Origin of the sequence: Pseudomonas orientalis (assembly GCF_022807995.1) — a bacterium.
GTDB lineage: Bacteria > Pseudomonadota > Gammaproteobacteria > Pseudomonadales > Pseudomonadaceae > Aquipseudomonas > Aquipseudomonas orientalis_B.
Genome location: NZ_CP094351.1, coordinates 5362972 through 5386342, shown reverse-complemented (window position 1 = coordinate 5386342; position 23371 = coordinate 5362972). Strand labels below are relative to the sequence as shown.

Here is a 23371-nt window from a genome sequence, read left to right as displayed (position 1 = left end):
AACGTAGAACGACAAAGGCCCTCGTCTGAACGAGGGCCTTGGCACCACCGGGCAAGCCTTAGCGCGGCAGCTTGAGGTTGTTCCAGACGGCAAGGCTGGGTTCAGCCTGGTTCAGGGTATAGAAGTGCAACCCTGGCGCGCCACCTTGCAACAATTGCTCACACATCTCGGTAATAACCTGCTCACCGAACGCCTGGATGCTTTTGACATCGTCGCCATACGCTTCCAGCTGCTTGCGCACCCAGCGTGGAATCTCGGCGCCGCAGGCGTCGGAGAAGCGCGCCAGCTTGCTGTAGTTGGTGATCGGCATGATGCCCGGCACGATCGGGATGTTCACGCCCATGGCCTGTACACGCTCGACAAAATAGAAGTAGCTGTCGGCGTTGAAGAAGTACTGGGTGATCGCACTGTCGGCGCCGGCATTGGCCTTGCGCACGAAGTTCTGGAGATCGTGTTCGAAATTGCGCGCCTGAGGGTGCATTTCCGGATAAGCCGCCACTTCGATGTGGAAGTGATCGCCGCTTTCTTCGCGGATGAAGCTCACCAGGTCGTTGGCGTAGCGCAGCTCGCCGCTGGCCATGCCCATGCCGGACGGCAGGTCGCCACGCAGGGCAACGATGCGCTGGATGCCGGCGGCCTTGTATTGGGTCAACAGGCCGCGCAGGTCGGCTTTGCTGTCGCCCACGCACGACAAGTGCGGAGCGGCGGGAACTTTGACTTCACTTTCCAGCTGCAGCACGGTATTGATCGTGCGGTCACGGGTCGAACCGCCTGCGCCGTAGGTGCAGGAGAAGAAGTCGGGGTTGTAGCTGGCCAGCACCTTGGCGGTGGCCATCAGTTTTTCATGCCCAGCATCGGTTTTGGTCGGGAAGAACTCGAAGCTGTAGCGACGGTCTTGGGACATGGTCATACCCTTTGAAACTCGGAATTGCGGAGTGTGTACACCGTCGATGTGGGAGGGGGCTTGCCCCCGATAGCGGAGTGTCAGCTAGCAAATATATCGACTGACCCACCGCCATCGGGGGCAAGCCCCCTCCCACATTTAAAGCCCGCTCCCACAGGGGGGAGCAGGCAGCAGGTGTATCAGTAGCGGTAAGCGTGCGGCTTGAACGGACCTTCAACGGTCACGCCGATGTAGTCGGCCTGGGTCTTGGTCAGTTGGGTCACCACGCCGCCGAAGCCGCGGACCATTTCCAGGGCCACTTCTTCGTCGAGTTTCTTGGGCAGTACTTCCACGGTCAGGCGCTCGGCTTTCTGGGCCGGCGACAGGTCGGCGTACTTCTGCTGGAACAGGAAGATCTGCGCCAGCACCTGGTTGGCGAACGAGCCGTCCATGATGCGGCTTGGGTGGCCGGTAGCGTTACCCAGGTTAACCAGGCGGCCTTCGGCCAGCAGGATCAGGTAGTCGTCGTTCTGTGGGTCGAACGCGCCGCTACCGGTACGGTGAACCTTGTGTACCTGTGGCTTCACTTCTTCCCATGCCCAGTGCTTGCGCATGAACGCGGTGTCGATTTCGTTATCGAAGTGACCGATGTTGCAGACCACGGCGCGTTTCTTCAGGGCCTTGAGCATGTTCGCATCGCAGACATTCACGTTACCGGTAGTGGTGACGATCAGGTCGATCTTGCCCAGCAGGGCCTTGTCGATGCTTGCTTCGGTGCCGTCGTTGATGCCGTCGATGAACGGCGACACCACTTCGAAACCGTCCATGCAGGCTTGCATGGCGCAGATCGGGTCAACTTCGGACACCTTGACGATCATGCCTTCCTGGCGCAGGGACTGGGACGAACCCTTGCCCACGTCGCCGTAGCCGATCACCAGGGCTTGCTTGCCCGACAGCAGGTGGTCGGTGCCGCGCTTGATGGCATCGTTCAGGCTGTGACGGCAGCCGTACTTGTTGTCGTTCTTGCTCTTGGTCACCGAGTCGTTGACGTTGATGGCCGGGATTTTCAGCTCGCCCTTGGCCAGCATGTCCAGCAGGCGGTGTACGCCGGTGGTGGTTTCTTCGGTCACGCCGTGGACGCGGTCGAGGATCTGCGGGTATTTCTTGTGCAGCAGCTCGGTCAGGTCGCCGCCGTCGTCGAGGATCATGTTGGCATCCCATGGCGCGCCATCCTTGAGGATGGTTTGCTCCAGGCACCACTCGTACTCTTCTTCGGTCTCGCCTTTCCAGGCGAATACCGGGATACCGGCGGCGGCGATAGCGGCGGCGGCCTGGTCCTGAGTCGAGAAGATGTTGCATGACGACCAACGCACTTCGGCACCCAAGGCAACCAGGGTTTCGATCAGTACGGCGGTCTGGATGGTCATGTGGATGCAGCCGAGAATCTTCGCGCCCTTGAGCGGCTGCTCAGCGGCGTACTTGCGGCGCAGGCCCATCAGGGCTGGCATTTCGGATTCGGCGATAAAGGTTTCGCGACGGCCCCAGGCAGCGAGGGACATATCGGCGACTTTGTAGTCGGTGAAATCTGCAGGCGTAATTACAGCGCTCATGAAGAGCCTCCATTCGTAGTGTGCGAATGGGCGCCGTTGTGCGTTTAGTATCCGGCTGCAAAACCAGGCCGGACAACGCCCCATCCGAGCCTGACAGGCCAAGCCTGCTGCAGCGCCCCTCGGACAGGTGGCGGGAGAACGGTATCAACTGAAGATGACCGTTTTGAAACGGGGGCGATTATAGCCGTGTATGCGGCACTTCCCAAGCCTTTCTGTCGGCGGCATGAAGATCGCTCATGGGGGTGATAGTCAACGGCTCATAGAGCTTGGCCCCGGGCTCTGCCATGATGTTGCCCATCATTTCGCAAGACGCTCTGGAGTGACCATGAACTTCCACACCCGCAAATGGGTAAAACCCGAAGACCTCAACCCCAACGGCACCCTGTTCGGCGGCAGCCTGCTGCGCTGGATCGACGAAGAAGCGGCGATCTACGCGATCGTACAGTTGGGCAATCAGCGCGTGGTGACCAAGTACATTTCCGAAATCAACTTCGTCAGCGCCTCGCGCCAGGGCGACATCATCGAGCTGGGCATCACCGCCACCGAGTTCGGTCGAACCTCCATCACCCTCACCTGTGAAGTGCGCAACAAGATCACTCGCAAGAGCATCCTGACCGTAGAGAAAATGGTCTTCGTCAACCTAGGTGAGGATGGCCTGCCGGCGCCCCATGGCCGCACCGAAATAAAATACGTGAAGGATCAGTTCAAGGACGACAGTCTCAGTGAGTGACAACGTAGCGATGTGATTTGCTTTACCAAATCATTCCGCACGGATCGTCGCGAGGCGCTTTCATCACTACTCAGGCTCACACCCTATGAAGAGCCTGTGTATGAAAGTGTTCGGTTCAAGTGCCCAGATTCAGCACTCATTGGATAAAAAGGTTCGCCCTGCGGACACGTCCGGCGCGAAGACGCCTCTGTTGGAGGGGGTGGGCGAGCGCAACGTGACGCTTCTGCGCGATGACCTGGGGCGAGTGGAAGTGATTTTGTCGGCTCCTCCCGCCACGAGCCTGGTGCTCAGCGGCGGAGGGGCCAAGGGCATCGCTTTTTCGGGGGTGGTGCAGGCCCTTGAGCAGGCGGGAAAGCTGCAAGGTATTCAATTGGCGTGTGGCTCATCCGCCGGCGCGATTTCGGCGGCGTTGATTGCCAGTGGCATGGGGGCGGTAGCATTCGATAAGTTGTCCGATAGCATTGACCTGCCCAGCCTGCTCAATAGCCAGGATGCCGTGAAGGCTTGGATACAGAATGCCACTACCACAGTCGGCAAACTCTTCGGCTACTTACCCAGCCCCGTCGGCAATGTGTCTCAGCTGTTGGTGACATTGTTGCCGCGCCTGCAAACTGAAGCCTGTCCTCTCGAGGAAATGATTCGAAATGAGTCGCGCCGGTCGCTGCTTGCGCATATCGCGCAAAGCCCTCGGGAAACCCGGCCCGCTGAAGTGATGAATATTGCCGATAAACTGAGTGCCGGCAGCGCACCGACGTTCCGTGACCTTGAGGTGTTGAACCGGCACATCCCCGCGATCAAGCAACTGAGCATCACCGGCACCGGTATGTTTGCCGCCCGCCCGCAGTTGGTGGTGTTCAATGCCAGTTTGACCCCGCAGATGGACATTGCGCGGGCGGCCCATATTTCCGGTTCCTTGCCGGTGGTGTTCAAAAGCCCCGTGGAACAGGGTCATGGCTTCCAGGTGTCGGGTGAAATTACCGCGTTCAAGGACGGCGGCTTGTTGCTCAATACCCCGGCACCGGGTGTGGTGCAGAGGTCATATCCTGATAGTCCCTTGAACAAGCCTGAAGCCTTGATCGTCAAGTTTGAGCCCAGCGCCAGCGAGATACCGGCGCGAAGTGGCAGCTTTCTCAGCAGCGTGGCTGATCGCATCATCGGTGTTGCGCATTCGGCCGCTGAAGCTTTCCAGGAGAAAAAGCTCGAAGCGTTTGCCGATCAAATCGTCACCTTGCCCCTCAAGACCGAACAAGGTGATTTTCGCGGCCTGATCAAAGGTACAGTCAACTTCACGATGCAGGACGGGCAAAAACAACACTTGCAGGCCAAGGCGCGTCAGGAGGTGGAAGCGCATTTGGAGCGTCGCGCCACGGCACTTGAGCACCACGCGTTCCAGTCACTGCATGAGGCCGTTCTGGCCATGGATGATCAACTGTTCGCCAGCGTACAGCCGGGGTTGCAAAAAGACCCGGCCGCTGTGGAGGCGCTGGCGTTCAGGAGCACCGCGCAGCAGGTGTTCCAAGCCCTGGATGATGCGATTACCGAAGCGAATCAGTCACAGGACGCGCTGGCACTTACACCTGGTATTTTATCGGGCCTGCGTAACCTGGACGCCTTGGCTCAACGGCCTGAGCAGGTCGACTGGTTGGCGCGGCGTCTCAATGTTGCAAGCCGGCGCAACTTTCAGCAATTGCTGCAAGTGGTGGCCAAGCAGATCGCCAGCGGTACACCTGCGGTGTCCAAGGTCATCGGCAGCGCGGTCGCCGAGATGGGCGTGCGCGATATTGCGATGAAAGCAGATAATTTCACGCGGGAGGTGATCTACCCTTCGTTGTTTCGGCCTGGTCAACCTGAGGCCAATGTCGAACTGCTGCATCGTACGGCGCAAGACTTGGCGTGGGTTGCCACGCCCACCGAGTTCAATCGGGTGCTCGACACCCTCCGCGACCGTTACAAGGCGCGTAATAAACCCTGGGATAAGGCGTCGGGTTCGACCACGATGCAAATGACCAAGGCCTGGAGGATTCCGGTTTAGTTGCCTGGCCACTGAACAGCCACGATGGCCGCGTGTCGTAGCTACACGCCCCCCCTTGGACTCCGGATAATCATGGCCACCGAAGAAGCAGGCAAAACCCCCAACCTGTCGCAGGAAGAGCAGCAGGACGTAGACAAAAACCAGCCGCCCCGCGCCGCGGTGCTGCATGAAATCATTCGTACCCAGGGCGACCAGGAGCTGGAGCGCAGCGTCGCCGCGTTGTGGTGGTCTGCACTGGCTGCCGGGCTGACCATGGGCTTGTCCCTCATGGCCATGGGGCTGCTCAACTCGCGCCTGCCGGACGGCGAAGCATTCAAGGTCATTGCCAGCTTTGGCTATTGCGCCGGTTTCCTCGCGGTAATCCTCGCGCGCCAGCAACTGTTTACCGAAAACACCCTCACCGCCGTGTTGCCTGTGATGAGCAAGCCGACCCTGGCCAATGCCGGGCGCCTGTTGCGACTGTGGACGGTGGTGCTGGTGGGCAACCTGTGTGGCACCTTGCTGGTGGCCTACGTGATGCTGCACCTGCCGATATTCGACAGCAAGACCGACATGGCCTTCCTTGAAATCGGGCGCAAGATCATGGAAAACGATGCGGGCCAGATGTTCGCCAAAGGCATTGTCTCCGGCTGGATGATCGCCACCATGGTGTGGATGATCCCGTCGATGGAGAGCGCCAAGATGTGGATCATCATCCTGATCACCTACCTGATGGCATTGGGCGATTTCACTCACATCGTGGTGGGCTCGGCGGAAGTCTCGTACCTGGTGTTTGCCGGCGAACTATCGTGGCATGACTTCTGGCTGGTGTTTGCCGGCCCGACCCTGGCCGGCAATATCATCGGCGGCAGCTTTATCTTTGCGTTGATCAGCCATGCGCAGATTCGCAGCGAGGGCAGTTTGCCGGGCAAGAAGGCTGCGGATCCGAGGCATCCGCAGCAGGTCAGCAAAGATCAGTGACGTTCTTCGGCCGTGGCCTGGGGTTCACCCTGGGTCACGCGCTTGACCAGTTTGCCAATGCTCAGGCCCTGGAGCAGGATCGACGACAGCACCACGATATAGGTGATGCTCAGCAACAGGTCGCGTTCCGGGCCCAGTGGCAATGCCAGCGCCAGTGCCACCGAGACGCCGCCGCGCAACCCGCCCCAGGTGAGGATGCGGATAGTGCCGCGCGGTACCGTGCGCCAGCGCCGCAGCAGGAGGATCGCCGGGGCCACGGTCAGCAGGCGTGACAGCAGGATCGCCACCGCCAGCAAGCTGGCCGCCAATACGTGCAGCCAGTTGAACGGCAATAGCAGCAGTTCCATGCCAATCAATGCAAACAGCAGGGCGTTGAGCATGTCGTCGAGCAATTCCCAGAAACCGTCCAGATAGCGCCGGGTCATGTCGTTCATCGCCAGCTTGCGCCCCAGGTTGCCGATGATCAGTCCGGCCACCACCATCGCAATCGGCGCGGAGACATGCAGTTCGGTGGCCATCGCCGAGCCGCCGATCACCAGCGCCAGGGTCAGCATGACTTCGATCTGGTGCTGCTCGATGCTCTTGATCATCAGGTACACCAGGTAACCGATCAGCCCGCCGAATACCACGCCGCCAATCGCCTCATGGGCGAACAGCATTGCGGTGGCGCCTACAGTCGGTGTTTCACCCAACTGCGCGATACCCAGCAGGACGGTAAACACCACCACCGCCGTGCCGTCGTTGAACAGCGATTCGCCGACGATAGTGGTTTTCAGCGGTTTCGAAGCGTTGGCGGTACGCAGCACGCCCAGCACCGCAATCGGGTCGGTGGGCGAGATCAGCGCGCCGAACAGCAGGCAATACAGGAAGCTCACGTGCCAGCCGAACAGGGCGAAGATGTAGTACGCCAGGCTGCCGATCACCACGGTGGCGATCAATACGCCAAAGGTCGCCAACAGGCCGATGGGCCAGCGGTAGCTGCGCAGGTCGCTCAAGTTGACGTGCAGCGCGCCGGCGAACAGCAGGAACGAGAGCATCCAGTTCATCAGCAAGTCGCCGAAGTCGATCTGGCCGATCAGCTGCTGGATACGTTCTTCCAGGCCGGGGTAGCCGATAAAACTGAGGCCTTGCAGGATCAGCGAAAACAGCAGCGCGGTGACCATCACGCCGATGGTCGGCGGCAGGCCGATAAAGCGGAAATTCACATAGGTGAGCAGGGTGGTGAGGCAGATGAAGGCGGCAACAAGTTCAAGCATCCGGGGTCCTTGGGGCGGGGAAATAGAAGCGCACAGCGTGCGTCGAGACATCGTTTAGTATAAACAGGTGCAATTACCTGAAAGAACCTTTCGGCCGGCCACGGCTCATAGCTTGTGGACTGGACTGATCGGCAGGTGGGTGATGATGCCCGGACTGCCTTGATAAATTTAAAAAGGGAATGACTGATGACAGTGGCTTTCTGGTGTGTGTTGATTGCAATCTTCCTGCCGTACCTGTGTACCGGAGTGGCCAAGTTCAGCGGAGGCAAGTTCGGGCCGCGGCATAACCATGACCCGCGTGCGTTCCTGGATACAGTCGAAGGCGTTGCCAAGCGTGCCCACAATGCGCAGCTCAACAGCTTTGAAGTCACCCCGGCCTTTGCGGCTGCGGTGATTATCGCCCACTTGGCCGGTACGGCCGAGCTGGTGACCATCAATGTGCTGGCGGTGCTGTTCATCACCAGCCGCCTGCTGTACATCATCTGCTACCTGGCGGACTGGGCGATGTTGCGTTCGCTGGTGTGGGTTGTGGGGATGGCGCTGATTGCGAGTTTCTTCTTTGTCTCGATCTGAAGCCTGACGCATATACCTTGTGGGTGGGGCTTGCCCCAATGCCAGTCGGTTAGCGCAGATCCCCTGTGGGAGGGGGCTTGCCCCCGATGGCGGCCTTGGAGCCGACCAGGATGCTGGACCAGACCGAGTACATATCCGTTTCTGCGGTAACGGCTGCTATTGGTTCCGCTTTTACAGCGGCTCACTTTTGAAAAGCGCAAAAGTAAGCAAAACGCTCTTGCCCCACCACTCGGCACCTCGCTTGGGCTCGGTGTGCCCTCTCTCCGGCTTGAATCCGTGGGCCGCCGCCACGCGCCATCCATGGCGCGGGGCGGCTAACCCGGCGTCCTGCCGGGTTACCCACGGATTCAAGCCTGCGTTCGGCCAGCGTGGTTTAACGGGGCGCCTAAGATCAAGATCAAAAGCCAGATCAAAAGCCAGATCAAGATCAAGATCAAGGGCGACTCGCTTCGCATCGTGGTTACGGTTGGGCTCTGCAGCGTTGTGTCGATACCTATGGCTGTCAGGTGCCAGCGGGTGCATCCGGCACGTGCGGCAGTGGCGTACCTTTGGGCCACAGCATCCAGATCTGTCCTTGCTGCTTCATGTTTCCCGCCAACTCGCCTGCTGCTTCGCCTGTGCCCCAGAACAAATCTGCGCGTACTTCTCCGGTGATGGCGCCGCCGGTGTCCTGGGCGGCGACGGGTCTGGCGATCGGCGAACCGTCGGGTTTTGTGGTCGATAGCCACAACAAACTCCCCAGCGGAATCACCTTGCGGTCCACCGCCACGCTGTATCCTGCGGTCAGCGGCACGTTCAGCGAGCCGCGCGGCCCTTCATTGCTGTCGGGGCGGGTGCTGAAGAACACATAGCTGGGGTTGCTCGCCAGCAGTTCGGGAATGCGCTGGGGGTGTGCCTTGGCCCACGCGCTGATGGCACCCATGCTCACGTCTTCTTTTTTCAGCTCGCCTTGCTCGATCAGCCAGCGGCCGATAGGGCGGTAGGGATAACCGTTCTGGTCGCCATAACCCACCCGCAGTTGACGCCCGCCGGCCAGTTGAATACGCCCGGAGCCCTGGATCTGCAGGAACTGCAGGTCCATCGGATCGGTCAGCCAGGCTATCGGTTTGGCAGTCGAGCCCTGGCCATTGATGGTGCTGGCATCGTCATACGGCTTGAGCACGCGGCCCTCCAGGCGTCCGCGCAGGCGTTTGCCCTTGAGTTCCGGATAAATGCTTTCCAGGTTGACGATAATCAGGTCATCCGGCACGCCGTACACCGGCACGTGGGCGGTGGCGGTTTCGGTCAGGCTGCCGGGGTAGACCGGCTCGTAGTAGCCGGTGATCAGGCCGTTCGGTGTGTCGTCGGCCGAACGCAGGCCGAATACGTCCAGGCGCTCCTTGAGAAACCCGCGAACCGCCACGGCATCGCCCGGTACGCCGGCTGCCGCTGCGCAGGTCGCTCCCCAGACAGGGTCGGCCTTGAGGCGCTGGCAGGCACTGCGCCAGGATTCGAAACCCGCCAGCAGGTCGCTGTCGGAAACGGACGGCAGCGCTTCCCACGGCGCGCTCACATAAGTGGCGACGGCATGGGGTTTGGCCGTTTCTTCTTTGGCAGTCTCTTTGCCAGCATCCTGGCCCATGTCGCAGCCGGCCAGCAGCGCGATCATCGGTAGAGCCCACGCCAGGCGGCTCCAGGGTTTCCAATAGACATTCATGCACGTAGTTCCTGAAACGATTGCCCGGGCTTTATCGCGTTGGGCAATCCTTATTTTTAATAGGGCTATTGGTCTTTGCGGACGAGGCGGGGATACTGGCCGCCGTTTTCCGTGACCCTGAGCCACCATGACTTTTAAACATATGACGGTTGCAGTGCTGGCCTGCCTGGCCTTGTCTGCCTGCGGCGGTGTTGACCCCAACTCGCCCTTGGGCCAGCGCAAGGCGATTTTCAAGCAGATGCTCAAGACCAGCGAAGACCTGGGCGGCATGTTGCGCGGGCGTATCCCGTTCGACGGCGCCCGGTTCGCCGACGGTGCGGTCAAGCTGGACGCGTTGTCCCATCAACCCTGGCAGCACTTCCCGCAGGTGCGTGAAGCGGACCACACCAGTGCCAGGGACGAAGTGTGGCAAAAGCAGGCGCAATTCCAGCAACTGGCCCGCGACCTTGAGGCGGCCACCGGTGAATTGGTGATCGCCAGCCAGGTCCAGCCCTATAAGGCCAGTCGTCTTCAACCTGCGGTGCAGAAAGTCGAAGATGCCTGCAGCGCTTGCCATAAGCAGTTCCGGGATCATTGACCGGTCTTACTGGTCGAGTTCTTCCACCGCTTCCTGCAGCTCCTTGCGCGATTCGGCGAGCTTGTCCTTGCGCTTGTTGATCTTGTCCGCATCGCCTTTTTTCATGGCCTTGTCGAGGTCGGCCTGACGGCGGCTGACTTCGTGCTTGGCATCGAGCACCTTGTTTTCGCGTTCTTTCTTCAGCGATGCGTCAGTGCAATTGGCGGTGACTTCGCTCAAGGCTTTTTCCAGGCCGGCCTGCTGAGCACCGTTGCCATGGGCCTTGGCCTGTTCGATCTGGGTGCTGATGGCTTGGCGCTTGGCGGCGCAGCCTGTCAGTTGGGAGGCTTCATCGGCGGCCAGCAACGGCGTGGTCATGAAGCTTGCGAAGGTGAGTAACGCAAGAGGGGCAAGAAATTTCATGTAAGGGCTCCAAGGTAGCAATCAGGGAAGGGGCGGGCCGGGTTCAAAAACCGTCTATGCCGGCCCCATGTAATATTTCAGCCAATGCCTGCACCTGCGGGTCGCGGAAAAAGGCGCTCAATTGCGCCGCGCGTCCCGGACCGATACCGTCTGAGGCCAGCCAGGCTTGGGTATCTTTGGCGACCAGCGTATGCCAGTCGCCCTCCAGATTGTTGCGCGCCGCAGGCGGCACCCCCAAGGCTTTCAACCATTGTGAAAAAGGCCGTTTTCGGGCGCTGTGAATACTGTCGAGCACCCGCGCACGGGTGCGTTCTCCTAAACCATCAATGTTAGCAAGCTCTGCCGCATCCAGGGTCAACCAATCGAGAAAGCCTGCGATTAGACCCGCTTGGATCAATACGTTCCAGGTTTCACGGCCCATATGGGGCAAGGCCAGGCCCTGGTTGCTGCTCAGCCAGGTGAGGCGCGAGAGCAATTGCTCCTCGCAGCCGGGGTCCAGCTGCCAACAGCTCAAGGCATGAAAATCTCGAGCATCGGGTACTGACACTGGCGCTCGGACCGTGTTGCGCAGGATCACCTCGTCAAGCCTGGGAATGACCTGGCCCGCCAGACTGATGGACACCTGGTCGCCGGGACGGATGTCCAAGGCTTGCCAGTTTTTCAGCGAGCCTGCGCTGACCCGCCTGATTTGCCGATCATCGAGCCACACCGGGTCCAGTTCGAGAATCGGTGTGATACGCCCGGTACGCCCGATCCTGAACTGTACCTTGCGCACCAGCGCCAGCGCCGTGGTCGCCGGGTACTTCCAGGCCACCGCCCAGTAGGGAGCGCTGGCTTTCCAGCGTTTGGCTGGCGCGTGCGTAGCCTGGTGCAACACCACACCGTCACTGGCGAACGGAAGGGGATGGCTGTACCAGTGGTCGCGCCAACGCGTGGCATCGCTGATGCTGTCGATCGACTGACTATACCGTTGGCTGTCGGTGAACCCCCACCGCGCCAGCGTGGCCAGGCGTTCGGTGAAGCTTGCGGGGCCTTCAGGCCAGGCCCAGACGAACAGCCCGATGCCGCCTGCCTCGGTATCGCTCAATTGCCGCCGGTTCATCAGGCCGGCGACTTTGCTGCGCGCGTTGATCCCGCCGCTTGCCGACTGCACGTGCCTGTCGAGGCGCCAGTAGAGCTCGCCTTGCAGCACGGCATCGACGGGCTCCGGCAGTTGCTGGACGATACCTGGGATCCTGCGCGCCGAAGCTGACCAATCGTGACCGAGCAGGCCGTCGCCGCGGCTGATGAGCTGGTGCAACTGGCCTTTGCGATACACCAGGGTCACGGCGACTCCGTCGACCTTGGGTTGAATCCAGACGTCTTGTCGAGTACTGAGCCATTCACCCACCTCGGATGCGTTCAACAACTTCTCCAGGCCCGTATGCGCGACCGGATGGCGGACTGTGCCGCGTGAGCTTGCCAGCGGGTTATCGGTCTTGGGTGTGGGTTGCAGCGCACATTCGCGCCAATGAGCCAGGCGACTTCGAGCCTGGTCGTACAGTTCATCGCTGATGGGGGATTGCCCCTGTCGGTGATAGACGTCATCCCACTGGCTGACCTGCCTGGCCAGCGTGTCGATTTGTGATCGGGCGTCATCAGGACAGTCTTCGGCCCAAGCCCGGCACGGTAGAACGCTTATCAGAAAAACCATCAACAAACGCATCTTGAGCATCCTTGCTCGGAAAGGGCCTCCAGCCTAAGTGATGCGCACGGACACAAAAAAGCCCCGACCGAGCGGGGCTTTTTACCGGATGTTTCTGCTTGCTTGAACCCGCCGTCCAACGCGTCCGGCGCGTCGTGGTTATCAGCCTCGGCCGCCCGATTTTGCTGGCCCGCGGCGACTTCGGCCTCGGTTTCAACGATTTTGTTGCAACCTTTGAAAAACAAAAAGCCCCGCCGGAGGAACCCGGCGGGGCTTTGGCAGCCGCGAGCGATTACAGACCGGCAGCGGTCCGCAGGTCGTTGGCGCGGTCGGTTTTTTCCCAAGTGAAGGTGGTGAAGGTGTCGTCGCCGACCGTCTTCTGCGCAGGGGTGCGACCGAAGTGGCCGTAGGCTGCGGTTTCCTGGTACATCGGGTGCAGCAGGTCGAGCATGGTGGTGATCGCGTAAGGGCGCAGGTCGAAGATCTCGCGCACCAACTTGACGATCTTGTCATCGCTGATCTTGCCGGTACCGAAGGTATTCAGCGAGATCGAAGTAGGCTGGGCCACGCCGATGGCGTAGGACACCTGGATCTCGCAACGTTCGGCCAGGCCGGCGGCGACGATGTTCTTGGCCACATAACGACCGGCGTAGGCGGCGGAGCGGTCCACCTTGGAAGGGTCTTTGCCGGAAAACGCGCCACCGCCGTGACGGGCCATGCCGCCGTAGCTGTCGACGATGATCTTGCGACCGGTCAGGCCGCAGTCGCCCACCGGGCCACCGATGATGAACTGGCCGGTCGGGTTGATGTGGAACTGGGTGTCTTTGGTGAGCAGCTCGGCCGGCAGCACATGCTTGACGATCAGTTCCATGACGCCTTCGCGCAGGTCGGCGTAGGACACGTCCGGATTGTGCTGGGTCGACAGCACGACAGCGTCGATACCGACGACTTTGCCGCCGTCGTAACGGCAGGTTACCTGGGACTTGGCGTCCGGGCGCAGCCACGGCAGCAGGCCGGATTTACGCGCCTCGGCCTGACGCTGGACCAACTGGTGAGAGAAGGTGATCGGTGCGGGCATCAGCACGTCGGTTTCGTTGCTGGCGTAGCCGAACATCAGGCCCTGGTCGCCCGCGCCCTGGTCTTCCGGCTTGGCACGGTCAACACCCTGATTGATGTCGGGGGACTGCTTGCCGATGATGTTCATCACGCCGCAGGTCGCGCCGTCGAAGCCGACATCGGAGCTGTTGTAACCAATGTCGGTGATCACGTCACGGACGATCTGCTCCAGGTCAACCCAGGCGGAAGTGGTCACTTCGCCTGCGATGATCGCTACGCCGGTTTTCACCAGAGTCTCGCACGCCACGCGGGCGAACTTGTCTTGCGCAATGATGGCGTCCAGCACCGCGTCGGAAATCTGGTCGGCGATTTTGTCCGGATGCCCTTCAGACACGGACTCGGAGGTGAAAAGGGAGTATTCGCTCATCTCGATGTTTTCCTGATATTTACCGATGGTGAGTGTCGCCAGCCGGCCGCTGAAAATGGCGGACCTGAATCTGGAAACCATTACGTAAACCTACATAGAGGCTTTCCCCGGGAACGAGTCCCGCAGCAGTGGCCCAGCGGGCCAGATCGTCCTGTTCAAAACCCAGCCAGAGATCACCGCAGGCCTCCTTGGCCCAATTCTGGTTGTGGCTGCATAAATCCGTCACCAGCAGGCTACCGCCGGGGTGCAACAACCCGGCCATTTGCTTGAGCGCATCGGCCGGGGCGGCGAAATGGTGCAAGACCATGTTCAGCACCACGCAATCGGCCTGCAGACGCGTGTCACTCAGGGCGTCGGCCAGTTGCAGCCTGACATTGCCCAGTGCCTCGCGCTCACACAACTGGCGCGCCAGCTCGAGCATTGCCGGGCTGTTGTCCAGTGCCGTCACCTGCCGGAAGCGTCGTGCCAGGTCCGGCAGAAAACCGCCATCGCCAGGGCCCACTTCCAATGCCGTGGCCTTATCACTGAAGCTCAGCTTGTCCAACAGCGCCAGCACGCTATCGCGGTACTGGGGCAAGCCGGCGATCAGGTCCTGCTGGGCGCGAAATTTGTCGGCGACCCGGGAAAAAAAGTCCTGGCTGGCGGCGGCGCGTTGCCCGTGCACTTGGCTGATCCGCGCTTGCACGTTGCCGGGCAGGCCCAGGCTGTCGACTTCCTCGAGCAGCGCCGCGTGCAATTTGCCGCCGAGCAACTCGGTGTGGGGCAGGGCGCGGCGGTAAAAAATCGCATTGCCTTCGCGGCGGGTAGCCACCAGGTCCGCCTGGGCCAGTACTTTCAAATGGTGGCTCATGCCGGATTGGCCGATGGCGAAGATCTGCGCCAGCTCCAGTACGCCGAAGGAATCGTTGGCCAGTGCGCGTAATACGTTCAAGCGCAACGGATCACCGGCGGCCTTGCACAAGGCAGCCAGTTCATCGCCGTCGTCAGGACGCAGGGAGGGCACGGGTAGGTTCATAAGGCCAGCAGTCTAGTGACGGGTGTAGATCCTCGCAAGGCCAATATCAAAAAGTTTTGATATTGATCGATAAGTGGCAGTTATAAGCAGCCGCTACTGTCTTTAAACGAATCGGCATCCGACTTCTCCACGGGATTGGCGTGCAATCGGCAGGAAAAACCTGCTCAAGTGACTATCTGTCATTGCCCGCAGGCGGTGGCTGAGGGAAAATGCCGGTCCTTTTTTCCGTTTCTTTGTTAAAGCCCCCAGGAGATCAGCGATGCCCAGCCGTCGTGAGCGTGCCAACGCCATTCGTGCCCTCAGCATGGATGCCGTGCAAAAAGCCAACAGCGGCCATCCCGGTGCCCCGATGGGCATGGCGGATATCGCCGAGGTACTTTGGCGTGACTACCTGAAGCACAACCCGAGCAACCCGTCGTTCGCCGACCGTGACCGCTTCGTGCTGTCCAACGGCCATGGCTCGATGCTGATCTATTCGCTGCTGCACCTGACCGGCTACGACGTCACCATCGACGATCTGAAGAGCTTCCGTCAGCTGCATAGCCGCACCCCCGGCCACCCGGAATTCGGCTACACCCCAGGCGTCGAGACCACTACCGGTCCCCTGGGTCAGGGCCTGGCCAACGCTGTCGGCTTCGCGCTGGCGGAAAAAGTCCTGGGCGCGCAGTTCAACCGCCCCGGCCACGACATCGTCGATCACCACACCTACGTGTTCCTGGGTGATGGCTGCATGATGGAAGGCATTTCCCATGAAGTCGCTTCCCTGGCCGGTACCCTGGGTCTGGGCAAGCTGATTGCCTTCTACGACGACAACGGCATCTCCATCGACGGCGAAGTCGAAGGCTGGTTCACCGATGACACCCCCAAGCGTTTCGAAGCCTACAACTGGCAGGTGATCCGCAACGTCGACGGCCACGATCCGGAAGAGATCAAGATCGCCATCGACACCGCCCGCAAGAGCGTGCAGCCGACCCTGATCTGCTGCAAGACCACCATCGGCTTCGGCTCGCCGAACAAGCAGGGCAAGGAAGACTGCCACGGCGCCCCACTGGGTGACGCGGAAATCGCCCTGACCCGCGAAGCGCTGAAATGGAACCACGGCCCGTTTGAAATCCCGGCCGACATCTACGCAGAATGGGATGCCAAGGAAAAAGGCCTGGCCGCCGAAGCCGAGTGGGACCAGCGTTTCGCCGCCTACTCCGCCGAATTCCCTGAATTGGCCAATGAATTGGTACGTCGCCTGGCCGGTGACCTGCCTGCCGACTTCTCGGAAAAAGCCTCGGCCTATATCGCCGAAGTCGCGGCCAAGGGCGAGACCATCGCCAGCCGTAAAGCCAGCCAGAACACCCTGAACGCCTTCGGCCCGCTGCTGCCTGAGTTCCTCGGCGGTTCGGCCGACCTGGCCGGTTCCAACCTGACCCTGTGGAAAGGCTGCAAAGGCGTGACCGCGGAAGACGCCAGCGGCAACTACATGTACTACGGCGTGCGTGAGTTCGGCATGAGCGCCATCATGAACGGTGTGTCCCTGCACGGTGGCCTGGTGCCTTACGGCGCGACCTTCCTGATGTTCATGGAATACGCGCGCAACGCCGTACGTATGGCCGCGCTGATGAAAAAACGCGTGATCCACGTCTACACCCACGACTCCATCGGCCTGGGCGAAGACGGCCCGACGCACCAGCCGGTCGAGCAACTGACCAGCCTGCGTACCACGCCGAATCTGGATTGCTGGCGCCCAGCCGACGCGGTGGAATCCGCCGTGGCCTGGAAGCACGCCATCGAGCGCAAGGACGGCCCGTCGGCGCTGATCTTCTCGCGTCAGAACCTGCAGCACCAGGTGCGTACCGACGCGCAGATCGCCGACATCAGCCGTGGCGGCTACGTGCTCAAGGACTGCATCGGCGAGCCGGAGCTGATCCTGATCTCCACCGGTTCCGAAGTGGGCCTGACCGTTCAGGCCTACGACAAGCTGACCGCCCAGGGCCGCAACGTACGCGTTGTGTCCATGCCGTGCACCAGCGTGTTCGAAGCCCAGGACGCCGGCTACAAGCAGGCGGTATTGCCGTTGCAGGTCAGCGCGCGTATCGCCATCGAAGCGGCGCACGCCGACTACTGGTACAAGTATGTGGGCCTGGAAGGTCGCGTGATCGGCATGACCACCTACGGTGAGTCGGCGCCGGCGCCAGCCTTGTTCGAAGAGTTCGGCTTTACCCTGGAGAACATCCTGGGTCAGGCTGAAGAGCTGCTGGAAGACTAAGGCGCTAACGCGGTGGCCCACTGGCCACCGCCTCTACTGTAGGAGCGAGCTTGCTCGCGAAGATCGTCAACGGTAACGCAGCGTTTCTGGTTTAACGCGGCGCTCTCAGGTTCTTCGCGAGCAAGCTCGCTCCTACAGTGGTTTGTGTCGCCTACAATGCGAGAACCCCATGCCCCAACCGCGTCCCTACAAAGTTGCACTCAACGGCTACGGCCGCATTGGTCGTTGCGTCTTGCGTGCGCTGTTCGAGCGAGGGGCGGCGGCCGGGTTTGAAATTGTTGCGATCAACGATTTGGCCGACATGGCCAGCATCGAATACCTGACACGCTTTGACTCCACCCACGGCCGCTTCCCCGGCGAAGTGCGGGTCGAGGGCGATTGTCTCTACATTAATGGCAACTGCGTGCAGGTCTTGCGCAGTGCCACCCCCGAAGGCATCGACTGGCAAGCACTGGGCGTCGACCTGGTGCTGGAGTGTTCCGGTGTTTATAACACCCGTGCCGATGGTCAGCGTTTTCTCGACGCCGGCGCGCCACGTGTGCTGTTTTCCCAGCCGATGGCCAGCGAGGCGGATGTCGACGCCACCATCGTCTACGGCATCAATCAGGATTGCCTGACTGGCGCTGAGCTGCTGGTGTCCAACGCCTCGTGCACCACCAACTGCAGCGTGCCGTTGCTGCGCCTGCTGGATCAGTCGATTGGCATCGATTATGTGTCGATCACCACGATTCACTCGGCGATGAACGACCAGCCGGTAATCGATGCCTATCATCATGAAGATCTGCGTCGCACGCGTTCGGCATTCCAGTCGGTGATTCCGGTGTCCACCGGCCTGGCCCGCGGCATCGAGCGACTGTTGCCGGAACTTGCCGGACGAATCCAGGCCAAAGCCGTACGGGTGCCGACGGTGAATGTGTCTTGCCTGGATATCACCCTGCAAACCGTCAGCGACACCGATGCGACGGAGGTCAACCGGATCCTGCGCGACGCCGCCACCCGCGGCCCGCTCAAAGGCTTGCTGGCCTACACCGAGTTGCCCCACGCCAGTTGTGATTTCAACCACGACCCGCATTCGGCGATTGTCGATGCCAGCCAGACCCGCGTTTCCGGCCCGAGGCTGGTGAACATCCTGGCCTGGTTCGATAACGAATGGGGCTTTGCCAACCGAATGCTCGACGTTGCGGAACATTATCTGCAAGTGGCTTCCAAACAACCTCAACAGTAACTCAGGAACTGCGACCCATGACCGTGTTGAAGATGACCGACCTCGATCTGCAAGGTAAGCGCGTACTGATTCGCGAAGACCTCAACGTCCCAGTCAAGGACGGTGTGGTCACCAGCGATGCGCGAATCCTGGCCTCGCTGCCGACCATCAAGCTGGCCCTGGAAAAAGGCGCGGCCGTGATGGTCTGCTCCCACCTGGGACGCCCGACCGAAGGTGAGTTCTCCGCCGAGAACAGCCTCAAGCCGGTAGCCGATTACCTGAGCAAGGCCCTGGGCCGTGACGTGCCGTTGGTCGCAGATTACCTGGGCGGCGTGGACGTGAAAGCCGGCGACATCGTGCTGTTCGAAAACGTGCGTTTCAACAAGGGCGAGAAAAAGAACAGCGACGAACTGGCCCAGCAATACGCTGCGCTGTGCGACGTGTTCGTGATGGACGCCTTTGGCACCGCCCACCGCGCCGAAGGCTCGACCCACGGCGTGGCCAAGTTCGCCAAGATTGCCGCAGCCGGCCCGCTGCTGGCCGCTGAGCTGGATGCGCTGGGCAAGGCGCTGGGTGCACCGGCCCAACCGATGGCCGCCATCGTCGCCGGCTCCAAAGTCTCGACCAAGCTCGACGTGCTCAACAGCCTCAGCCAGATCTGCAACCAGTTGATTGTCGGCGGCGGCATTGCCAACACCTTCCTGGCCGCGGCCGGCCACCCGGTGGGCAAGTCCCTGTACGAGCCGGACCTGCTCGACACCGCACGCGCCATCGCCGCCAAAGTCAGCGTGCCGCTGCCGGTGGACGTGGTGGTTGCCAAGGAATTTGCCGAAAGCGCTGAAGCGACCGTCAAGCTGATCGCCGATGTGGCCGACGACGACATGATCCTGGATATCGGGCCGCAAACCGCAGCCAACTTCGCTGAGCTGCTGAAGGCCTCCCAGACCATCCTGTGGAATGGCCCGGTCGGCGTCTTCGAATTCGACCAATTCGGCAATGGCACCAAAGTACTGGCCAAAGCCATTGCTGAAAGCTCCGCATTTTCCATCGCCGGCGGCGGTGACACCCTGGCGGCCATCGATAAATATGGCGTTGCTGAGCAGATCTCCTACATTTCTACCGGTGGCGGCGCCTTCCTCGAGTTTGTCGAGGGCAAGGTATTGCCGGCCGTGGAAGTGCTGGAAACCCGGGCCAAGGGTTAAGGCGCGCGTGATCAGGAAAAGGAGCGTTCCCATGATCAAGTCGTTGGCACTGGTGATCGCGGCGGGCCTGTTGGCCGGCTGCGGCAGTACGCCGAGCGCGGCGCCCGAGCCGGAAAAGGCCTCGGCACCGCTTAAAAAAAGCTGCTACCAGGCTGACTGGCAAGCCGAGACCATGCCGGTGATCAACAAGCGCATCGGCAACGAGCGCCTGGAGAAATACGACTCCGCGCCCAACGGTCAGGAACAGGGTTGCCCATAACGGGTCTGATCCACTAACCCACAGCAACGGCGGCCCCAGTCGCCCTGCGAGGAGTGGCAATGAAAGGCGTTTTCGCCCTGGCAACCCTGGCCTTGTTGGCCGGTTGCAGCAGCATGAACCTGTTCGACAAGGCAGAGCCGGCTGACAAGTGGACCACCTGGACCTGCGACAGCAAGGCCGAGGTCAACTGGCGCTTTGCCAATGCGGCCCGCTCCGAAGTGGATGTACGCCTCGGCGGTTCGGATCAGGTCTACCGTCTCAAGCAGGACGTGGCGGCATCCGGCGTGCTGTACAGCGACGGCAAACTGGCGTTTCACACCAAGGGTGAGGAAGGTCTGGTGTATTGGGTGGCCACGGATGATCTGATTGGGCGCGGCTGCAAGGCCCAATAAGATTTCAAATTGATGAAATCCAAATGTGGGAGGGGGCTTGCCCCCGATAGCGGTCATCCTGAAACCCCTGTGCAGGCTGACACACTGCAATCGGGGGCAAGCCCCCTCCCACATTGATTCGCTTTCAACTTGAAATTTGAGTCGGCTCCATAGCAATAACGATTCAGCAGCTCAAGGCTCAACCCCTTGATCTGCAATAACTTGAATAGCAGCCGCCGCTACGGCAGGCTTGCACGATTAACGACCCTCGACCGGGAGAGACAACACAATGGCACTTATCAGCATGCGTCAAATGCTGGACCACGCAGCCGAGTTCGGCTACGGCGTCCCAGCCTTTAACGTCAACAACCTTGAGCAGATGCGCGCCATCATGGAAGCCGCTGACAAGACCGACTCCCCCGTGATCGTCCAGGCTTCGGCCGGAGCGCGCAAATACGCCGGCGCCCCGTTCCTGCGTCACCTGATCCTGGCGGCCATCGAAGAATTCCCGCACATCCCGGTGTGCATGCACCAGGACCACGGCACCAGCCCCGACGTGTGCCAGCGCTCCATCCAACTGGGCTTCAGCTCGGTGATGATGGACGGCTCCCTCGGCGAAGACGGCAAAACCCCGACCGACTACGAGTACAACGTACGCGTGACCCAACAAACCGTGGCCATGGCCCACGCCTGCGGCGTATCGGTTGAAGGCGAGCTGGGTTGCCTGGGTTCGCTTGAAACCGGCATGGCCGGCGAAGAAGACGGCATCGGCGCCGAAGGCGTGCTGGATCACAGCCAGATGCTGACCGACCCGGAAGAAGCCGCCGACTTCGTCAAAAAGACCCAGGTCGACGCCCTGGCCATCGCCATCGGCACCAGCCACGGCGCCTACAAGTTCACCAAGCCGCCTACCGGCGACGTGCTGGCCATCGACCGCATCAAGGAAATCCACAAACGCATCCCCAACACCCACCTGGTGATGCACGGCTCTTCCTCGGTACCGCAAGAGTGGCTGGCGATCATCAACCAGTACGGCGGCGACATCAAAGAGACCTATGGCGTACCGGTTGAAGAGATCGTCGAAGGCATCAAGTACGGCGTACGCAAGGTCAACATCGACACCGACCTGCGCCTGGCCTCCACCGGTGCGATGCGTCGCCTGATGGCAACCAACCCGAGCGAATTCGACCCGCGTAAGTTCTTCGGTGCGACCGTGACCGCAATGCGCGACGTATGCATCGCGCGTTACGAAGCGTTCGGTACTGCCGGTAATGCTTCGAAGATCAAGCCGATCTCGCTGGAAGCAATGTACCAGCGGTATTTGAAAGGTGAGTTGAACGCCAAGGTGAACTGAGCCTTGGGCGTTTAAAGGAAGCCCGCAGCGATGCGGGCTTCTTTTTGCCTCGGATTTGATCAGGCGGCGTGGGGCGTATCGAAACCACGGTGTTCGATCACGCGGAACACATCACTGACATCCTGCACCAGAATGCGCGCGGTATTGGCCACATGGTTCAGGTCGCGCTCGGCGAAGTCCGGCAGGCTGGAGCAGGCGATCAGGTTGAGGTGTTCGAGGGCGGCGTTGAGACGTTCGCGCAGGCAGGCGTGGAGGTCCATCAGCGGGGCGTTGCTGTCGATCAAGAGCACGGGCGAATCGGTCGCGGACTCAGTGCAGGGATAAAAGCGGCGGGGCGGAAGCTGTTGGGTCATGGCAAATATTCCTCGTATCTGAAAAGGACTACCGCCATTCGCTGCGAAACGAAGTGGGTGGTAGCTGTGTGCGGGTTCGCAGACCGAGGATACGAGGAACCCGGCAGACCCGAAGGTCTCCCACACACAGCCACCATAAAAACAGACGACGGGCGCCGAAGCGCTCATCGTTGTATTCATGATGCTTGGTTACACACGTATCTTTAGGGCTGCGAAACCCTATCGCCGATCAATGCCAGCGACGGAGCGAACTATAAGCGGCGATTTGGCTTGTCGCAACGGTGCTGTAGGACGAACACCAGCCTCTCAGGCCAGGCAGGACAACTGTGGGAGGGGGCTTGCCCCCGATTGCGGTGTATCAGCAAACACCGTTGGCGGCTGGCCCGCCGCCATCGGGGGCAAGCCCCCTCCCACAGGTTGACCGTGGTGGGTTCAAGGCTTGGGAACGGTCCCTGGGTTTATCGGACCTTGCCTACTCAAGGTAGGCCGGTCCGTCTATTCGTGATCAATATCCAACTTCGCAAACGTCACCCGCGCGCCTTCCTTGCTATCCCCACTGTTGTCCTGCACATACACCCCCGCCTTGAAGTACAGCGGCTTGTCGCCCCAGGCCGCGCCAATCCGTTCATTCCACTCGCTGTCGGCGGCATACACGCTGAGCAGCCCGGCTTTGTTGAGGTTGATCACATAGGTGAAGGTCTTTTCCAGCGGTACATTGGAGGCGACGAGGATCACGCGGCTTTCGGATTCATCCGGGCGCATGCGGACCTTGGCGACGATGTTGCCGGTCTGGGTTTTTTCCTTGAATTGGTACTCCAGCTTGATCAGCGGTTTCTGGCTGTCATAGGCATGGATCTGGCCGATCACGATCTTGCCGCTGGACGGCACCTGGTTGACGGTGAGCGTGGCGCGCAGGAAATTGTCGGCCTCGGGGTAGGTCCAGTTGCGCAGGCGTCCGTCGGCATAGGTTTCGCGCAGTTCGCTGCGTGGGTAGATGGCGTTTTCGGTGCGGGTGCCGGTGACAGGGGTCCAGAATTGCACATCGCTGCCTTCGGCCTGGAAATACTGGTCATTGAAGCCGCTGAGCAGCTTCGGAGTTTCGATGGTCGTAGGCGGGGAGCCGACCGGAATGCTCAGGTTCCAGGTGGAAAGGTCGATCATGGTGTTGGCCTTTTTGACGAGGGGTGAACGCTTTAGCCCGAGGGCTGCACAGGTTCTTTATAGGTGGTGTTAACCAACTTGTTAAACATTGGCTGGCAATTTATTGGCGTCAGAGGAATGCCAAAAAGCCATGTTGCCCACGGTACGCGGGCTGCAGGGCCTTACCGTTAGTCGGCTTCCCGTACTTTGGCGCGATGATGGCATCGAGGTGACTTCTGCTTTTTTATAACCGGGGCTAGAGTGAGGCCTCATTATTTGTCCGGTTTTAAGTACCCGAAGTGACCGGTGCAGTTCCTTAAGGAAGAGACG

Annotated in this window: 21 protein-coding genes and 1 riboswitch; of the genes, 11 read left to right on the top strand and 10 right to left on the bottom strand. The window is 60.7% G+C overall.

What is annotated here, in order from left to right:
• Window positions 1–58: 58 nt before the first annotated feature.
• On the bottom strand, window positions 59–904 hold the full coding sequence (metF, locus tag MRY17_RS24175; RefSeq protein WP_243352982.1) for a methylenetetrahydrofolate reductase [NAD(P)H]: 846 nt from the start codon (window positions 902–904) through the stop codon (window positions 59–61).
• Window positions 905–1083: 179 nt separating this feature from the next.
• On the bottom strand, window positions 1084–2493 hold the full coding sequence (ahcY, locus tag MRY17_RS24170) for an adenosylhomocysteinase (RefSeq protein ID WP_124434325.1): 1410 nt from the start codon (window positions 2491–2493) through the stop codon (window positions 1084–1086).
• Between the two features lie 21 nt (window positions 2494–2514).
• Window positions 2515–2620: riboswitch (S-adenosyl-L-homocysteine riboswitch) on the bottom strand.
• Window positions 2621–2818: 198 nt separating this feature from the next.
• Here ahcY and MRY17_RS24165 point away from each other — a divergent pair.
• The 3 genes from MRY17_RS24165 (at window position 2819) to MRY17_RS24155 (ending at window position 6215) form a co-directional block, all read left to right on the top strand.
• Window positions 2819–3223, top strand: coding sequence for an acyl-CoA thioesterase (locus tag MRY17_RS24165; RefSeq protein WP_065949548.1), 405 nt, complete (start codon window positions 2819–2821; stop codon window positions 3221–3223).
• A gap of 100 nt (window positions 3224–3323) precedes the next feature.
• Window positions 3324–5255: a patatin-like phospholipase family protein gene (locus tag MRY17_RS24160; protein WP_243352981.1), complete on the top strand. Its 1932-nt coding sequence runs from the start codon at window positions 3324–3326 to the stop codon at window positions 5253–5255.
• A gap of 72 nt (window positions 5256–5327) precedes the next feature.
• A complete protein-coding gene (locus MRY17_RS24155) occupies window positions 5328–6215 on the top strand; it encodes a formate/nitrite transporter family protein (protein WP_124425293.1) in 888 nt (295 codons plus the stop codon).
• On the opposite strand, the gene MRY17_RS24150 is transcribed toward MRY17_RS24155, so the two are convergent.
• The gene (locus MRY17_RS24150) at window positions 6209–7471 is read right to left on the bottom strand and encodes a cation:proton antiporter (protein ID WP_181282471.1); all 1263 of its coding nucleotides are present in this window, start codon (window positions 7469–7471) and stop codon (window positions 6209–6211) included. The genes MRY17_RS24155 and MRY17_RS24150 overlap by 7 nt on opposite strands.
• A 186-nt stretch (window positions 7472–7657) precedes the next feature.
• Between MRY17_RS24150 and MRY17_RS24145 the strand changes: the two genes are divergently transcribed.
• Complete coding sequence (locus MRY17_RS24145; RefSeq protein WP_057723556.1) at window positions 7658–8044, top strand: MAPEG family protein; 387 nt, start codon at window positions 7658–7660, stop codon at window positions 8042–8044.
• A gap of 502 nt (window positions 8045–8546) precedes the next feature.
• Here MRY17_RS24145 and mltA read toward each other — a convergent pair.
• Window positions 8547–9740: a murein transglycosylase A gene (mltA, locus tag MRY17_RS24140; protein WP_124425291.1), complete on the bottom strand. Its 1194-nt coding sequence runs from the start codon at window positions 9738–9740 to the stop codon at window positions 8547–8549.
• Between the two features lie 127 nt (window positions 9741–9867).
• On the opposite strand from mltA, the gene MRY17_RS24135 reads away from it, so the two are divergent.
• The gene (locus MRY17_RS24135; protein WP_124425290.1) at window positions 9868–10317 is read left to right on the top strand and encodes a c-type cytochrome; all 450 of its coding nucleotides are present in this window, start codon (window positions 9868–9870) and stop codon (window positions 10315–10317) included.
• Between the two features lie 6 nt (window positions 10318–10323).
• On the opposite strand, the gene MRY17_RS24130 is transcribed toward MRY17_RS24135, so the two are convergent.
• The 4 genes from MRY17_RS24130 to MRY17_RS24115 all read right to left on the bottom strand — a co-directional run bounded on the left by MRY17_RS24130 (window position 10324) and on the right by MRY17_RS24115 (window position 14901).
• Window positions 10324–10719, bottom strand: coding sequence for a DUF1090 domain-containing protein (locus tag MRY17_RS24130; protein ID WP_124425289.1), 396 nt, complete (start codon window positions 10717–10719; stop codon window positions 10324–10326).
• A gap of 43 nt (window positions 10720–10762) precedes the next feature.
• Window positions 10763–12424, bottom strand: coding sequence for an NAD-dependent DNA ligase LigB (ligB, locus tag MRY17_RS24125; protein WP_191953067.1), 1662 nt, complete (start codon window positions 12422–12424; stop codon window positions 10763–10765).
• A 271-nt stretch (window positions 12425–12695) separates the two neighbouring features.
• Window positions 12696–13886 carry a methionine adenosyltransferase gene (gene metK, locus MRY17_RS24120; protein ID WP_124425287.1) on the bottom strand — a complete coding sequence of 397 codons (1191 nt, stop codon included), beginning with the start codon at window positions 13884–13886 and terminating at the stop codon, window positions 12696–12698.
• 19 nt (window positions 13887–13905) lie between these two features.
• A complete protein-coding gene (locus tag MRY17_RS24115; RefSeq protein WP_243352980.1) occupies window positions 13906–14901 on the bottom strand; it encodes an ArsR/SmtB family transcription factor in 996 nt (331 codons plus the stop codon).
• 259 nt (window positions 14902–15160) lie between these two features.
• On the opposite strand from MRY17_RS24115, the gene tkt reads away from it, so the two are divergent.
• From tkt to fba, 6 genes are all read left to right on the top strand, one after another.
• A complete protein-coding gene (tkt, locus tag MRY17_RS24110; RefSeq protein ID WP_243352979.1) occupies window positions 15161–17158 on the top strand; it encodes a transketolase in 1998 nt (665 codons plus the stop codon).
• Window positions 17159–17327: 169 nt separating this feature from the next.
• Entirely contained in the window at window positions 17328–18383 is a 1056-nt protein-coding gene (gene epd, locus MRY17_RS24105; RefSeq protein WP_124425284.1) for an erythrose-4-phosphate dehydrogenase, read from the top strand.
• Between the two features lie 17 nt (window positions 18384–18400).
• Window positions 18401–19564 carry a phosphoglycerate kinase gene (locus MRY17_RS24100; RefSeq protein ID WP_181285248.1) on the top strand — a complete coding sequence of 388 codons (1164 nt, stop codon included), beginning with the start codon at window positions 18401–18403 and terminating at the stop codon, window positions 19562–19564.
• A 31-nt stretch (window positions 19565–19595) separates the two neighbouring features.
• Window positions 19596–19823, top strand: a complete 228-nt coding sequence (locus tag MRY17_RS24095) for a hypothetical protein (protein WP_124425282.1) — start codon at window positions 19596–19598, stop codon at window positions 19821–19823.
• A 59-nt stretch (window positions 19824–19882) separates the two neighbouring features.
• On the top strand, window positions 19883–20215 hold the full coding sequence (locus MRY17_RS24090; RefSeq protein ID WP_191953064.1) for an MliC family protein: 333 nt from the start codon (window positions 19883–19885) through the stop codon (window positions 20213–20215).
• Between the two features lie 268 nt (window positions 20216–20483).
• Window positions 20484–21548, top strand: coding sequence for a class II fructose-bisphosphate aldolase (gene fba / locus MRY17_RS24085; protein ID WP_003177554.1), 1065 nt, complete (start codon window positions 20484–20486; stop codon window positions 21546–21548).
• A gap of 59 nt (window positions 21549–21607) precedes the next feature.
• On the opposite strand, the gene MRY17_RS24080 is transcribed toward fba, so the two are convergent.
• Both MRY17_RS24080 and MRY17_RS24075 read right to left on the bottom strand, forming a co-directional pair.
• Window positions 21608–21901: a fructose-bisphosphate aldolase gene (locus MRY17_RS24080; RefSeq protein ID WP_243352978.1), complete on the bottom strand. Its 294-nt coding sequence runs from the start codon at window positions 21899–21901 to the stop codon at window positions 21608–21610.
• Window positions 21902–22396: 495 nt separating this feature from the next.
• Window positions 22397–23062, bottom strand: coding sequence for a polysaccharide lyase family 7 protein (locus MRY17_RS24075; RefSeq protein ID WP_124434308.1), 666 nt, complete (start codon window positions 23060–23062; stop codon window positions 22397–22399).
• Between the last annotated feature and the right edge of the window lie 309 nt (window positions 23063–23371).

Bases quoted from the DNA above. Each gene is read 5' to 3' on its own strand.
- MRY17_RS24100 (WP_181285248.1), top strand. From the start codon at position 18,401: ATGACCGTGTTGAAGATGACCGACCTCGATCTGCAAGGTAAGCGCGTA.
- mltA (WP_124425291.1), bottom strand. From the start codon at position 9,740: ATGAATGTCTATTGGAAACCCTGGAGCCGCCTGGCGTGGGCTCTACCG.
- ligB (WP_191953067.1), bottom strand. From the start codon at position 12,424: ATGCGTTTGTTGATGGTTTTTCTGATAAGCGTTCTACCGTGCCGGGCT.
- metK (WP_124425287.1), bottom strand. From the start codon at position 13,886: ATGAGCGAATACTCCCTTTTCACCTCCGAGTCCGTGTCTGAAGGGCAT.
- MRY17_RS24095 (WP_124425282.1), top strand. From the start codon at position 19,596: ATGATCAAGTCGTTGGCACTGGTGATCGCGGCGGGCCTGTTGGCCGGC.
- MRY17_RS24145 (WP_057723556.1), top strand. From the start codon at position 7,658: ATGACAGTGGCTTTCTGGTGTGTGTTGATTGCAATCTTCCTGCCGTAC.
- MRY17_RS24155 (WP_124425293.1), top strand. From the start codon at position 5,328: ATGGCCACCGAAGAAGCAGGCAAAACCCCCAACCTGTCGCAGGAAGAG.
- epd (WP_124425284.1), top strand. From the start codon at position 17,328: ATGCCCCAACCGCGTCCCTACAAAGTTGCACTCAACGGCTACGGCCGC.
- MRY17_RS24160 (WP_243352981.1), top strand. From the start codon at position 3,324: ATGAAAGTGTTCGGTTCAAGTGCCCAGATTCAGCACTCATTGGATAAA.
- MRY17_RS24075 (WP_124434308.1), bottom strand. From the start codon at position 23,062: ATGATCGACCTTTCCACCTGGAACCTGAGCATTCCGGTCGGCTCCCCG.
- MRY17_RS24115 (WP_243352980.1), bottom strand. From the start codon at position 14,901: ATGAACCTACCCGTGCCCTCCCTGCGTCCTGACGACGGCGATGAACTG.
- MRY17_RS24090 (WP_191953064.1), top strand. From the start codon at position 19,883: ATGAAAGGCGTTTTCGCCCTGGCAACCCTGGCCTTGTTGGCCGGTTGC.
- fba (WP_003177554.1), top strand. From the start codon at position 20,484: ATGGCACTTATCAGCATGCGTCAAATGCTGGACCACGCAGCCGAGTTC.
- ahcY (WP_124434325.1), bottom strand. From the start codon at position 2,493: ATGAGCGCTGTAATTACGCCTGCAGATTTCACCGACTACAAAGTCGCC.
- MRY17_RS24080 (WP_243352978.1), bottom strand. From the start codon at position 21,901: ATGACCCAACAGCTTCCGCCCCGCCGCTTTTATCCCTGCACTGAGTCC.
- metF (WP_243352982.1), bottom strand. From the start codon at position 904: ATGTCCCAAGACCGTCGCTACAGCTTCGAGTTCTTCCCGACCAAAACC.
- tkt (WP_243352979.1), top strand. From the start codon at position 15,161: ATGCCCAGCCGTCGTGAGCGTGCCAACGCCATTCGTGCCCTCAGCATG.
- MRY17_RS24135 (WP_124425290.1), top strand. From the start codon at position 9,868: ATGACTTTTAAACATATGACGGTTGCAGTGCTGGCCTGCCTGGCCTTG.
- MRY17_RS24150 (WP_181282471.1), bottom strand. From the start codon at position 7,471: ATGCTTGAACTTGTTGCCGCCTTCATCTGCCTCACCACCCTGCTCACC.
- MRY17_RS24130 (WP_124425289.1), bottom strand. From the start codon at position 10,719: ATGAAATTTCTTGCCCCTCTTGCGTTACTCACCTTCGCAAGCTTCATG.
- MRY17_RS24165 (WP_065949548.1), top strand. From the start codon at position 2,819: ATGAACTTCCACACCCGCAAATGGGTAAAACCCGAAGACCTCAACCCC.